At 77.4% G+C, this 15038-nt stretch carries 1 protein-coding gene; it reads left to right on the top strand.

Going from position 1 to position 15038, the window contains the following annotated elements; all coding sequences use genetic code 11:
* Positions 1–28: 28 nt before the first annotated feature.
* Positions 29–15031, top strand: coding sequence for an SDR family NAD(P)-dependent oxidoreductase (locus ACFXAM_RS06050; RefSeq protein ID WP_380287854.1), 15003 nt, complete (start codon positions 29–31; stop codon positions 15029–15031).
* Positions 15032–15038: the final 7 nt, after the last annotated feature.

Raw genomic sequence — 15038 nt, 5'->3', positions numbered from 1 at the left:
GATCATTGTAGAGCAAGGACAATCTCCAATGGTAGAACGATCGCTGACGAGCCATCACGACACCCCGATCGCCGTCGTCGGCATCGGCTGCCGGTTCCCCGGAGGCGCCCGCGATCTCGAATCCTTCGGCGCGGCGCTCAGGTCCGCGAGCCCGGTGTTCCAGGACGTCCCCCCGACCCGCTGGCGCCGGGACTTCGCCGGTCCGGACGGCCAGGGGACCTCCAGCGACGCCGGTGGCTTCCTGGAGGACATCGACCGCTTCGACGCCGCCTGGTTCGGGATCTCGCCGCGCGAGGCCGCCGCGATGGACCCCCAGCAGCGGCTGCTGCTGGAGGTGGCCTGGGAGGCGATGAGCGACTCCGGGCGCCCCGCGGACCTCTGGCGCGGCACCCGCACCGGGGCCTTCTTCGGGATGTTCGCCCACGACTACGCGACGCTGCACGCCAAGACGCTCGGCATCAAGGGCATCGGGCCGCACTTCGGCGGCGGCAACGAATTCAGCTTCGCGGCGGGCCGGCTGGCCTACGCCTTCGACCTGCACGGGCCGATGGCCTCGGTCAGCACCGCCTGTTCCTCCTCCCTGCTCGCCGTCCACCTGGCGAGCCAGAGCCTGCGCACCGGCGACAGCGACATCGCCCTGGCCGGTGGCGTCAGCCTGATGATCACGCCGGAGCTGAGCGTCTTCATGAGCCGGATCGGCGCGATCTCGCCGACCGGACGCTGCCGGCCCTTCGCCGCCGACGCCGACGGCATCCTGCGCGGCGACGGCTGCGGCGTGGTCGTCCTGAAGCGGCTGCCCGACGCGCTCGCCGACCGGGACCGGATCTACGCGGTGATCCGCGCCTCGGCCGTCAACCACGACGGCCTGAGCCTCGGCATCACGGCGCCCAACGGCGCCGCCCAGGCCGAACTGCTGCGCACCGCGCTCGGCGGCGCGGGCCTCGCCCCGTCGGACCTCGACTACGTGGAGGCGCACGGCACCGGGACCCCGCTCGGCGACCAGGTCGAGCTGATGGCGCTGAACGAGGTCTTCGGCCGGGGCCGGGAGTCCGGCCGCGCGCCCCTCTACGTGGGCTCCAACAAGGCGGTGTTCGGCCACACCGACGGCGCGGCCGGGGTCGCCGGACTGCTGAAGAGCCTGTGGGTCGTCAACGCGCGGGAGGTCCCGGGCCAGCCCGACCCCGGCCGGCTGACCTCGGCCGTCTCCTGGGACCGCGGCGAGCTGGCGGTGCCGCTCGGCCCGGTCGACCTGGCGCAGGCCGGCCGGCCGCTGCGCGCGGGCGTGAGCTCCTCCGGGCTCAGCGGCACCAACGTCCACGTGATCGTGGAGGGCGTCGAGCCCGCCGCCGAGCCGCCGGCCGTCCGCCCGGAGGGCCCCTGCGTGCTGCTCGCCTCGGCCTTCCACCGGCCGGGCCTGGACGAGCAGGTCGCCGGGATGGCGCGGCGGGTGACCGGGGACGACGAGGGCGCGCTCGGCGACCTGCTCGCCTCCGCCGCCACCCGGCGCACCCACGAGCGCCACCGGTTCGCCGCCGTCACCGCCGGGCCGCAGGAGCTGGCCGCCGCCCTGGAGGGGATCGAGGAGGGGCCGGACGGCGCCTACTTCGGCTCCGTGGACCCCGACGCGGCCGTCGAGCCGGTCTTCGTCTACTCCGGGCAGGGTTCGCAGTGGGCGGGCATGGCGGCCGACCTGTACGCGTCCTCGCCGGTGGTCCGCGCGGCCCTCGACGAGTGCGACGCGCTGATCCGGCGCGACGCCCCCTGGTCCCTGGTCGAGGAACTGCGCCGGGGCGCGGACGGCGCGGACGGCGAGAGCCGGCTCGACCGCACCGACATCGCCCAGCCGGCCCTGCTCGCCGTCCAGGTGGCGCTGACCGACTGGCTGGCCGAGTGCGGGATCCGGCCCACGACCGTCGTCGGCCACAGCGTCGGGGAGATCGCCGCCGCGCACGCGGCCGGCGCCCTGTCCCGCGCCGACGCCGTGCGGCTGGCCGTCCGGCGCGGTGAGATCCTGCACGGGACGGCCGGCCTCGGCGCCATGCTGGCCGTGCGCGCGGACCGCGAGACCGTCCTCGCCGCGCTGGCCGACGGCGGCCTGCCGGTGGTGGTCGCCGCGGTCAACGGACCGCAGGCGGTGGTGCTGAGCGGCCCCGGTGACGCCGTCGACGCGGCCGCCGCCGAGCTCGAAGGCCGCGGCCTGCGGTGCAAGCGGCTGGCCGGTGCCTACGCCTTCCACAGCCCGGTGGTGGCCGACCGCGGCCCGCTGCTGCGCGAGGCCCTGGCCGGGCTCGCCTGCGCCGACCCCTCGGTGCGGCTGCTCTCCACCGTGCGGCCGGACGAACCCGACGTCGCGCGCGACGCCGCCTACTGGGAGCGCAACCTCACCGACCCGGTGCTGTTCTGGCCCGCGGTCGACGGCCTGCTCGCCGCGACGGACGGCGCGTTCGTCGAGATCGGCCCGCACCCCACGCTGCTGCGGCCGCTCACCGACGCGCTGCGCCGCAGGGAGCGGCGGGGCCCGGTGACGGCCACGCTGCGCCGCGGCGAGGCCGGGCCGCTCGCACTGCACCGGACCCTCGCCCAACTGCACGTCGGCGGCGTCGAGGTGGACTGGACGCGGATCACCGGGACGCCCGGCCGGTACCGGACGCTGCCGGTGCCCTCCTGGGGCGGCGAGCGGCACTGGCTGCCGGGTGTCGAGCCCGGCGAGCAGGGGCGCGCTCCCGGCGCCGAGGCTCCCGCGCAGGTGCGGGTGAGCCTGCTCGACGCCGAGGGCCGGGTGATCAGCGAGCTGGTCGCCCGCCCGGAGGACGCCCTGCCGTCCGCGCCGGCGGCGGCCCCGTCCGCCGCGCCGTCCGCCATCCTGTCCGCGCCGTCCGCCGCGCCCGCCCCGGCGGTCGCCCCCGCCCCCGCCGGTGCCCCGGCGGCGCCGGCCGGTGGCGCGCTGCGCCGTGTCGAGGAGCACCTCGCGGCGGTCCTCGGCCTCGCCGCGGACGAGCGGCTCGCCCGCCGTCGCGGCCTGTTCGACCAGGGCCTGGACTCGCTGACCGCCGTGGAGCTGCGCGACCGGCTGTCCGCCGAGTTCGGCCTGGACCTCCCCAAGACGATCGTCTTCGAGCGGCCCACGATCGAGGCGCTCGCCGGCTACCTGGCGGAGGCGGCCCCCGCGGCGGCCGCGCAGGCGACCGCCGCGGCGGACGCCGCGTCCGTCGCGACCGTCCCCGGCGCGGACGCCGCGGCCGGTGACGACGGATCCGCGGACGACGCCGTCGCCGTGATCGGCATCGCCTGCCGGCTGCCGGGGGCGAACTCGCCGGAGCAGTTCTGGTCGCTGCTGACCGAGGGCCGCGACGCGATCCGCGACATCCCGGCGGTCCGGCTGGCCGACCCGGTGTGGGCCGAGGCCGGGGCGGACGTCCCCACCCGGGGCGGCTTCCTGGACGAGGTGGAGGGCTTCGACGCGGAGTTCTTCCGGGTCTCGCCGCGCGAGGCGAAGTCGCTCGACCCGCAGCACCGCCTGCTGCTGGAGGTCGCCTGGGAGGCGCTGGAGGACGCCGGGCAGCCCGCGCTCGCGCTGGAGGGCCGGCCCGCGGGCGTCTACTTCGGCCTCAACACCGGCGACTACCAGCAGCTGCTGACCCGCGACATGGCCGACGTCGACCACTTCTACGGGACCGGCACGACCTTCGCCGCGGCCGTCGGACGCCTGTCGTACTTCCTCGGGCTGCGCGGCCCCAGCATCGCGGTCGACACCGCCTGCTCCTCCTCCCTCACCGCGGTCCACCTGGCCTGCCAGGGCCTGCGCCAGGGGGACTGCGAGATCGCCGTCGTCGGCGGCGCCAACGTGATCGTCGCCCCCAGCGTGTCGGTCTCCATGGCCGGGGCGGGCGCCCTGGCCCCCGACGGCCGGTGCAAGACCTTCGACGACGCGGCCGACGGCTACGGCCGCGGCGAGGGCGCGGCGGCCGTCATCCTCAAGCCGCTGAGCGCGGCCCGGCGCGACGGGGACCGCGTCTACGCGGTGATCCGGGGCACCGCGGTCAACCAGGACGGCGCGAGCGGCGGGATGACGGTGCCCAGCGCCGACGCGCAGGTCGCCGTCGTGCGGCGGGCGGTGGAGTCCGCCGGCTGGGCGCCGCGCGACGTCGACTACGTCGAGGCGCACGGCACCGGGACCCCGCTCGGCGACCCGATCGAGGTCCGCGCCCTCGCCGAGGCGCTCGGCTCCGGGCGCGCGGCGGACGAGAACCTGCTGATCGGCTCCGCCAAGGCCAGCATCGGCCACCTGGAGGCCGCGGCCGGTGTCGCCGGACTCCTCAAGGTCGTCCTCTCGCTCCACCACGGGGAGCTTCCGCCGCACCCGCTGGACCGGCCCTCGACGAACATCGACTGGGACCGGCTGCCGGTCTCGGTGGTGACCGAGCGGCGCCAGTGGCCGCGGCGCGACCGTCCGCACCGCGCGGGCATCAGCTCGTTCGGCTTCAGCGGCAGCAACGCGCACGTGGTCGTCGAGCAGGCGTCGGCACCCGCCGAGCCGGCGGCGCCCGCGCCCCGCAGCGCGCCCTACGTCCTGATGGTCACCGCGGAGGCCGAGCCGGCGGCCCGTCAGGCGGCCGGCCGGCTCGCCGCCCGGCTGCGCGGGGCCCCGGCCGAGCTGGACGACATCGTCTTCACCGCCGCCTACCGGCGCAGCTGGCTCAGCCACCGGATCGGTGTCACCGGCCGGGACGCCGCCTCGCTCGCGGCGGCCCTGGAGGCGGTCGCGCGCGGGAGCGGCACGCCGGCCGCCCGGACCGGGGAGGTGACCGGGGGAGAGGTGCGCACCGTCGGCCTCTGGTTCGGCGCCGAGCCGCCGGCCGCCGCCCTGCGCGAGCGGCTGGCCGGGCTGCCGGAGTACGCGGCCGCGCTGCGTTCCTGCGCCGAGCGCCTGACCGCGCTGACCGGCGTGGCCCTCGACCCGTTCGCCGAACCGGCGGACGGGCAGGCCGCGGCCCACCTGCTGTGCCACCAGGTCGCGGCGGCCCGGCTGTGGGCCGCCGTCGGGCTCGCGGCGCAGGCCGTGGCCGGAGCCGGGGCCGGCCGGCTGGGCGCCGCCTGGGCGGCGGGCCGGCTGGACCTCGACGACGCCCTGCGGCTCGCCGTCGGGCGGTCCTCCGGCGTGGAGCTGCGGCCCGGCGTGCTGCCGGAGGTGTCCGGCGACGGCGAGGACGTCGCGGGGTCGGCCGAGGAGCTGGCCCGGCTGGCCGGCGGTGTGCCCGGCGAGCCGGCGCCCTCGCTCGCCGACGCCCTCGGCGACGCGGGCGTGGACGCCCTCCTCGACGTCCTGGCGCGGCCCCTGCCCGCCGCGCTGGCCGAGCGGTTCGGCGTGGCGGTGGACGCCGAGGACCCGCTGGAGCGGTTCGCCCTCGGTGCGGCGGAACTCTTCGTGACCGGCGCCCTTCCCGCGCCCGTCCAGGCCGGCCGCCTGCCCGTCAGCCTGCCTGCCTACCCCTGGCAGCGCCGCCGCCACTGGTACCGGGAGGCCGTCGAGGTCCCCGGCGAGCGGCCGGTGCTGCCGTGGGCGGTCGCCGCCTCCAGCGCGACCGGTCTGCGGGCCCGGGCCGCCGCGCTCCGCGACCTGGTGGCCCGCGGCCCGCAGACCGACCCCGTGGAGGTGGGCGCCGCGCTGGCCGCGCTGCCGGGCGGGGGTGCCCACCGGGCCGTGGTGCTGGCCGGTGACGGCGCGGGCTTCGGCGACGCGCTGAGCGCGCTCGCGGACGGCCGGACCGCGGCGAGCCTGGTCCGGGGCCCGGCCTCGGACGGCCCGAGGACCGCCCTGATCTTCCCCGGGCAGGGCGCCCAGTGGCAGGGCATGGCCGCCGAACTCATGGCGGCCGAGCCGGTCTTCGCCGAACAGATGCGCGCATGCGAGGAGGCCCTGGCCGAGTTCACCGACTGGTCGCTCGGCGCGGTGATCAACGGCGAGGCCGGCGCGGCGTCGCTCGACCGGGTCGACGTGGTGCAGCCCGCGCTCTTCGCGGTGATGGTCTCGCTGGCCGGGCTCTGGCGCTCCTACGGCGTCGTGCCCGCGGCCGTGGCCGGTCACTCGCAGGGCGAGATCGCCGCCGCGTACGTCGCCGGGGCGCTGTCCCTGCGCGACGCGGCCAAGGTGGTGGCGCTGCGCAGCGCCGAACTGTCCCGGCTGTCCGGCCGCGGCGGGATGGCCTCGGTCGCCCTGGGGGCGGCGGAGGTCACCGGCCTGCTGGACCGGTTCGCCGGGCGGCTGTCCGTCGCCGCGGTCAACGGCCCGCAGAGCGTCGTGGTGGCGGGCGACGCCGACGCCCTGGAGGAGCTGGAGGCCCGCTGCCTGGACGGCGGCATCCGGTTCCGGCGGGTCGACGTGGACTACGCCTCGCACTCGCCGCACGTCGAGCAGCTCCGTGAGCGGCTCGGGAAGGTCCTCCAGGGGATCACGCCCCGTGCGGGCACCGTGCCGTTCTACTCCTCGGCCACCGGCGGCCTGCTGGACGGCACCGAACTGGGCGCCGACTACTGGTACCTGAGCCTGCGTCAGCAGGTCCGCTTCGAGGAGGCGGTGCGCGCCCTGCTGGCGAGCGGCCACGGGCTGTTCGTCGAGGCGAGCCCGCACCCGGTGCTCACCTCGGCGATCGAGGCGACCGTCGAGCAGGCCGGTGCCGACGCGAGCGCGCTCGGCACGCTGCGCAGGAACGACGGCGGCGCCGGGCGCTTCCTGACCTCCCTCGCGGAGGCCTACACCCGCGGCGCCGAGGTCGACTGGCAGCGGGTCCCCGCCTGGGGCGGGGCGCAGCCGGCCGTGATCCCCGACCTGTCCGGCCGGGAACTCGACGCCTGGCGCTACCGGGTCGACTGGCAGCCCGCCGCCGAGCCCGGCGACGCGCGGCCGGCCGGCCGCTGGCTGGTCCTGGCCCCCGGCGACGGCCCGGGCCGGGAGTGGGCGGCGGCCGTGTGCCGGGCGCTCACCGACGGCGGCGCGCAGGCCCGGGAGCTCCCGCTCGACCCGGCGCGCGACGGTCGCGAGCACCTCGCCGCCCTCCTCGCGGAGGCGGACGCCGCGGACGCCGCGGGCGTGCTGTCGCTGCTGGCGATGGACGAACGCCCGCACCGGGACTTCCCGGACGTCCCGGCCGGCACCGCCGCCACCCTGGCCCTGGTGCAGGCGCTGGGCGATGTCGCGGCCGACGTCCCGATGTGGCTGGCCACCAGCGGTGCGGTCGGCGCGGACGGCGACGACCCGCTGTCGCCCGCCCAGGCCCAGGTCTGGGGCATGGGCCGGGTGGCCGGCCTGGAGAGCCCGCAGCGCTGGGGCGGCCTGGTCGACCTGCCGGCCGCACCCGACGAGGACGCGGTGCGGCGCCTGTGCGGGGTGCTCGGCGGCGGTCTCGGCGCCGAGGACCACGTGGCGCTGCGCGACAGCGGCGCGCACGTGCGGCGCCTGGTGCGCGACCCGGTGGCCGACCGGCCCGCGACGCGCACCTGGCAGCCGGGCGGCAGCGTGCTGGTCACCGGCGGCACCGGCCGCCTCGGCCGGCGCCTGGCCCGCTGGCTGGCGGCCTGCGGGGCGGAGCACGTCATCCTCACCGGCCTGCGCGGGCCCGGCGCCCCGGGCGCGGCCGGGCTGGAGGCCGAACTGGTGGGCTCCGGCACGCCGGTGACGCTGGCGGCCTGCGACGCGGCCGACCGGACCGCGATGGCGGCCCTGCTGGAGGAGGCCCGCGCCGCAGGACGGCCGGTGCGCACCGTCGTGCACGCGGCGGTCGTCCCCGAGCCCGGCCCGCTGGCCGGCACGACGCTCGAACGGCTCGCCGGAACGCTGCGCGCCAAGGTGACCGGCGCCCGCGTCCTGGACGAACTGCTCGGCGAGGACGCGGTGGACGCCTTCGTGCTGTTCGCCTCCGTCGCCGGTGTCTGGGGCGCGGCCGAGAACGGCGCGTTCGCGACCGCCGACGCCCACCTGGAGGCGCTGGCCCTGCGGCGCCGCGCCCGGGGCCTGGCGGCCACCACCGTCGCCTGGAGCTTCTGGAACGCGTTCGGCGAGGACGCCGACGACCCGGCGGTGCGGGACATGTTCCGCAGTCAGTCGGAACGCCAGGGCCTGCCGCTCCTGGAGCCCGGGCAGGCGCTGCGCGCCCTGCGCCAGGTGCTCGACCGGGACGAGACCTCCGTCACGGTGGCCGACGTGGAGTGGGAGCGCTTCGCCCCGCTCTACACGGCGGCCCGCCCCCGGCCGTTCCTCGACGCGCTGCCGGACGTCCAGGGCGGCGCCGGCGGGTCCGGGACCGGCGAGCCGGCGGCCGGGCAGAGCGACCTCGCCCGGCTGCTGGCGCAGACCCCCGACTCCGAGCGGGAGTGGGCGGTGCTCGACCTGGTCAGGACCGAGGCCGCGATCGTGCTCGGCTACGGCCGGGCGGGCGAGGTGGACCCGGAGCGCCCGTTCACCGAGATGGGCTCCGACTCCGTCACCGCGGTCGAGTTCCGGACCAGGCTGAACACGGCGACCGGGCTGCGCCTGCCGGCCTCCCTCGCCTTCGACTACCCGACCGCCGCGGCCGTCGCCGGCTACCTGCTCGAACTCGCCCTCGGCGAGTCGGCCGGCCCGGAGGAGACCGCGCCGGCCGTGACCGCCGGTGCCCCGGACGAGCCGATGGCGATCGTCGGCATGGCCTGCCGGCTGCCCGGCGGCGTGGCCTCGCCGGAGGACTACTGGCGGCTGCTGGCCGAGGGCCGCGACGCGGTCTCCGGCTTCCCGGCGGACCGCGGCTGGGACCTCGCCGGACTGTTCGACGACGACCCGGACCGGGTCGGGACGTCCTACGTCCGCGAGAGCGGCTTCCTGGACGACGCGGCGGGTTTCGACGCCGAGTTCTTCGGGATCTCCCCGCGCGAGGCCGTGACCATGGACCCCCGCCAGCGGCTGCTGCTGGAGACCGCGTGGGAGCTGTTCGAGAACGCCGGGCTGGACCCGCTGAGCCTGAAGGGCAGCCGGACCGGGGTGTTCGTCGGCGCGGGCCCCACCGACTACGCGACCGGCGCCCCGCTGGCGCCGCACAGCGCCGAGGGCTACGCGGTCACCGGCAGCACGCCGGCCGTGATCTCCGGACGCGTCTCCTACGTGTTCGGGCTGGAGGGCCCGGCCGTCACCGTGGACACCGCGTGCTCCTCCTCGCTGGTGGCGCTGCACCTCGCGGGGCAGGCGCTGCGGGCCGGTGAGTGCTCGATGGCGGTGGTGGGCGGCGTGGCGGTGATGTCGAGCCCGAAGGTCTTCGTCGAGTTCAGCCGCCAGCGGGCGCTGTCCGCCGACGGCCGGTGCCGGGCGTTCGCCGATGCCGCGGACGGCACCGGCTTCGCCGAGGGCGCCGGTCTGATCCTGGTCGAGCCGCTGTCGCAGGCCCGGCGCCTGGGGCACGAGGTGCTCGCGGTGATCCGGGGTTCGGCGATGAACCAGGACGGCGCGTCGAACGGCCTGACCGCGCCGAACGGACCGTCCCAGCAGCGGGTCATCCGCCAGGCGGTGGCGAACGCGGGCCTGGCCCTGCGCGACGTCGACGTGGTGGAGGCGCACGGCACCGGCACGACGCTGGGCGACCCGATCGAGGCGCAGGCGCTGCTGGCCACCTACGGCCAGGACCGGCCCGCCGGGCGGCCGCTGCTGCTCGGCTCGGTGAAGTCCAACATCGGCCACACCCAGGCCGCGGCCGGGGTGGTCGGCGTGATGAAGATGGTGCTGGCGATGCGCCACGGGCTGGTGCCCAGGACGCTGCACGTCGACGCGCCGAGCCGGCAGGTGGACTGGACGGCGGGCGAGGTCGACCTCGTCGTGGACGCCGTCCCGTGGCCCGAGAGCGGCCGGCCGCGCCGCGCGGGCGTCTCCTCGTTCGGCGTCAGCGGCACCAACGCCCACCTGATCCTCGAAGAGGCCCCGGCCGAGGAGCGGGAGCAGGAGCCGGCGCCCGCCGCCGGGCCCGCTCCGGCGACCTCGCTCGTCCCCTGGCCCGTCTCGGCCGCCACGCCGGTCTCGCTGCGGCTGCAGGCCGACCGGCTGCGCCGGCTGCTGGCCGACGGGTCCGCGCCGCTGCCGCGCGAGATCGGCTGGAGCCTGGCCACGACGCGCGCGGCGCTGCCGCACCGCGCGGTGCTGCTCGGCGCCGAGCGGGGCGACTACTTCGGCCCGCTCACCCGGATGGCCGACGGCGAGCCGGACCCCCGGCTCGTCCTCGGCACCGCGCAGCGCAAGCCGCGGGTGGTCTTCGTCTTCCCCGGCCAGGGCAGCCAGTGGCCCGGCATGGCCGCCGAACTGCTGGACGCCAGCCCCGAGTTCGCCGAGTACATCGGCGAGTGCGAGCGGGCCCTGGCGCCCTGGACCGACTGGTCGCTGACCGAGGTGCTCCGCCGGAGCGACGGCGCGCCCGGCCTCACCCGGGTCGACGTGGTGCAGCCCGCCCTGTTCGCGGTCATGGTCTCGCTGGCCCGGCTGTGGCAGCACCACGGCGTGAACCCGTCGGCGGTGGTCGGCCACTCCCAGGGGGAGATCGCCGCCGCGTACGTGGCCGGCGCGCTGTCGCTGGAGGACGCCGCCCGGGTGGTGGCCGTCCGGGCGGGCGAACTGGCCCGGCTGACCGGCTCCTCGGGCATGGCCTCGCTGCACGCCGACGAGCAGCGGGCGGCCGAGCTGCTCGCGCCCTGGGAGGGCCGGGTGTCGATCGCGACGGTCAACAGCCCCTCGCAGGTCGTCGTCGCCGGCGACACCGAGGCGCTGGACGGGCTGACCGGGGAGTGCGAGCGCCGCGGCATCCGGATCCGGCGGATCGACGTCGACTACGCCTCCCACTCGCCGCAGGTCGAGCCGATGCGCGAGGGCCTGGTGGCGAAGCTCGCGGGCATCGCCCCCCGGCGGGCGCGGATCCCGTTCTACTCCGCGGTGACCGGCGAGCCGATCGACACCACCGAGCTCGGCGCGGAGTACTGGTACCGCAACCTGCGCGAGCCGGTGCTCTTCGCCCGGGCCACCCGCGCCCTGCTCGACAACGGCTTCACCACCTTCGTCGAGGCGACCCCGCACCCCGTGCTGACCGGCGCCGTGCTGGACACCGCCGCATCGGTGGAGGACGGCCCCGAGCCGGTGACGCTGGGCTCGCTGCGCCGCGACGAGGGCGGCCCCGCCCGCTTCGCCGCCTCGCTCGCCGAGGCCTGGGTGAACGGCGTGGACCTGGACTGGGCGAAGCTGATCCCCGGCGGCACGAGCGTCCCGCTGCCCACCTACGCCTTCGACCGGCAGCACTTCTGGCTGGCGGAGGAGAACACCGCGGTGGACCCGGCGGCCCTCGGCGTCACCGCGCCGGACCACCCGCTGCTCGGCGCCGCGGTCGAACTCGCGGACACCGGCGGTCTGGTGCTCACCGGGCGGCTGTCCGTCGCGAGCCGGCCGTGGCTGGCCGACCACGCGGTCAACGGCGTGGTGCTGCTCCCGGGAACGGGCTTCGCCGAGCTGGCGCTGCGCGCCGGCATCGAGGCGGGCTGCCCCCGGGTCGACGAACTGACCCTGGAGGCACCGCTGCTGCTGCGCGGCGACGCCTCGGTCTCCCTCCAGCTGGTGGTGGGGGCGCCCGACGACACGGGCGCGCGGTCGCTGGCCGTCTACTCCCGGCCGTCCGGGGAGAGCGGTCCGGACGCCGAGTGGACGCGGCACGCCTCGGCCGTGCTGACGGCGGAGGAGGTGCCCGCCCCGGCCGCGTCCGGCGACTGGCCGCCGCCGGGCGCCGAACCGGTGCCGCTGGACCCGGCCGCCTTCTACGCGGAGGGCGCCGAGGCCGGCTACACCTACGGGCCCTCGTTCCAGGGGCTGGTCAGGGCGTGGCGCAACGGCGACGAGGTCTACGCCGAGGTGTCGCCGCCGTCGCCGGTGCGCGAGGAGGCGGACCAGTACGGCGTCCACCCCGCGCTGCTCGACGCGGCGCTGCACGCGATGGTGCTCATCCCGTCCCACGACCGCCAGGTGCGGCTGCCGTTCACGCTCTCCGGCGTGTCGCTGTTCGCGGCCGGCGCGCGCTCCCTGCGGGTGCGGATCGCCCCGGCCGAGTCGGGCGCGGTGGAGCTGACCGCGGCCGACGAGACCGGCGCGCCGGTGCTGGCGGTCGAGCGGCTGGTGACCCGGCCGGTCTCGGCCGAGCAGCTCTCGGTGGCCGCGAGCCCGGTCAACCGCTCGCTGTTCCAGCTGGACTGGGTCCCGCTGGCGACGCCCGGATCCCGGGCCGACGGCGAGTGGGCGGTGCTCGGCGCGGACCCGTTCGGCCTGGCCGGCTCGCTGCGCGCGGCGGGGATCGCCGTGCACGCCCGGCCCGATGTGGCCGCCCTGCTCGGCGCGACGGCCGGCGGCGCTCCGGCTCCCCGGATCGCGCTGCTCCCCTGCGCGACGCAGCCGGGCGCCGAGCCGGCCGCCGCGGCCCTCGGGCTGACCGCCCGGGTGCTGGACGAGCTCCAGGCGTGGCTGGCCGACGACGCGACGCTGGACACCCGGCTGGTGGTGGTCACCCGCCGCGCGCTGCCGGTCACGGACGCGGGCGACGTGGGCGACCTCGCCGCCTCCCCGGTGTGGGGCCTGGTCCGCTCGGCGCAGGCCGAGAACCCGGGCCGGATCGTCCTGGTCGACCTGGACGACCAGGACTGCGCGGACGCGCTGGCCCACGCCCTGGCGGGCGACGAGCCGCAGCTCGCGGTCCGGGCGGGGGCGCTGCTGATCCCCCGGGTGGCTCCGGCGGTCCGGCCGGCGGGCCGGCTGACGCCGCCGCTCGGCGGACGCTGGCGGCTCGAACCCGACCCGGCCGGTGTGCTCGACGCGATGTCCGTGGTGGCCTGCCCGGAGACCGGGGAGCCGCTGGGCGCCGGTCAGGTGCGGGTGCGGGTGCGGGCGGCCGGGATCGCCTTCCACGACCTCCTGGTCGCGCTGGGGCTGCCGCCGGACGACGGCCTGTTCATCGGCGGCGAGGGCGCCGGCGTGGTCCAGGCGACCGGCCCCGGCGTGACCGGGATCGAGCCGGGTGACCGGGTCCTCGGGCTGATGCCGCGCGCGTTCGGCACCGAGGCGGTGACCGATCACCGCTGGCTGGTCCGGTTCCCCGGGGACTGGTCGTTCGAGCAGGCGGCCGCGGTGCCCTCCGCCTTCCTGACCGCGTACTTCGCGCTGACCGAGGTGGCCGGTCTGCGCGCCGGGCAGCGCGTCCTGGTCCACTCGGCGGCCGGCGGCGTCGGCACGGCGGCGGTGCGGCTCGCCCGTCACCTGGGCGCCGAGGTGTTCGCCACGGCGAGCCCGGCCAAGCACGACGCGCTGCGGCAGCTGGGCCTGGACGACGACCACATCTCCTCCTCCCGGGACGCGGACTTCGCCGACCGGGTGCTCGCCGCCACCGGCGGCGCGGGGGTCGACGTGGTGGTCAACTCGCTGGCCGGCGACCTCATCGACGCCTCGCTGCGGCTGCTGCCCGAGGGCGGCTGCTTCATCGAACTGGGCAAGACCGACCGCCGGGACCCGGAGGAGGTCGCGGCCGCGTGTCCGGGCGTGCGGTACCGGCCGGTGGACCTGGTGCCGGACACCACCCCGGAGTCGGTGCGCGCGATGCTGGGCGAGATCGTCGCCCTGCTGCGCGACGGCACGGTGCAGCCGCTGCCCGTCCGCACCTGGGACGTGCTCGACGCGCCGGAGGCCTTCCGGTTCATGGCCCAGGCCAAGCACGTCGGCAAGCTCGTCCTGACCGTCCCGCCCACGCCCGACCCCGAGGGCGTGGTCCTGATCACCGGCGGGACCGGCACGCTGGGCGCCCTGGTGGCCAAGCACCTGGCCGGCCCCTGGGGGATGCGCCACCTGCTGCTGGCGAGCCGTCAGGGCCCGGGCGCGGCGGGCGCCGGGGAGCTGTGCGCGGAACTCGCCGCGCTCGGCGCCGACGCCCGGGTGGTGGCCTGCGACATCGCCGACCGGGAGTCCCTGGCCAAGCTGCTCGCCGGGATCCCGGCGGAGCACCCGCTGACCGCGGTGGTGCACACGGCGGGCGTGCTGGACGACACCGTGTTCACCTCGCTGACCGGCGAGCGGCTGGCGCCCGTGCTGCGCCCCAAGGTCGACGCCGCCGTGCACCTCGACGAGCTCACCGCCGGTCTCGACCTCGGGATGTTCGCGATGTACTCCTCCGCCGCCGGTCTGCTCGGCAACGCCGGACAGGCCAACTACGGCGCCGCCAACGTGTTCCTGGACACGCTCGCGGCGGTCCGGCGCTCGCGCGGCCAGGCGGCCTCCTCGCTCGCCTGGGGCCTGTGGGCGAACGACAGCTCCCTGACCGGCCAGATGAACGAGCTGGACCGGGGCAGGCTCTCCCGGGCCGGGGCTCAGGCGATGTCCGCCGCCGAGGGCCTCGCCCTGTTCGACCTGGGGGTGCGCAGCGGGCTGCCGCTGGTCGTCACGGCCCACATCGACCGCGCGGCGCTGCGCGTCCAGGACACCCAGGGCACGCTCCCGCCGGTGCTGCGGCAGCTGGTTCCCCGGGGCGCCGCCGCCCGGCCGGGCCGGGCCTCCGCCGAGAGCGCGGCCTCCGCCGGGGGCGCCGACCAGTTCGCCGGGATGACGGCGGCCGAGCGGCGCCAGGCGCTGGTGAACCTGGTCAGGAAGCAGGCGGCCGCGGTGCTCGGCCACGGCTCGGCGTCCGCGGTGGACGTCGACCGCGGGTTCGTCGAGATGGGATTCGACTCCCTGACCGCGGTCGAGCTGCGCAACCGGCTGGCCACGGCCACCGGACTGCGGCTGCCGGCCACCGTCGTCTTCGACTGCCCGACGCCCGTCGAGCTCGCCCGCCGGCTCCACGAGCGGCTCAGCCCGGTCGAGGAGGAACCGGCCGGACAGGACGGCGCGGAGGCCGCGGCCAGGGCCGAGGCGGAGGCCGAGATCAGCACCGTCGACGACATGGACGTGGACGAACTCATCAACGCCGCGCTCGCCGCCGGCGGCCACGAGCAGAACCCCGGAGAGTGAGGCCGCG

This window comes from Kitasatospora sp. NPDC059462, from assembly GCF_042749955.1.
In the GTDB taxonomy this organism is placed as follows: domain Bacteria; phylum Actinomycetota; class Actinomycetes; order Streptomycetales; family Streptomycetaceae; genus Kitasatospora.
This window is presented reverse-complemented; position numbering and strand designations above follow the sequence as displayed.

Coding starts and splice junctions, on each gene's coding strand:
- ACFXAM_RS06050 (WP_380287854.1), top strand. CDS start 29: ATGGTAGAACGATCGCTGACGAGCCATCACGACACCCCGATCGCCGTC.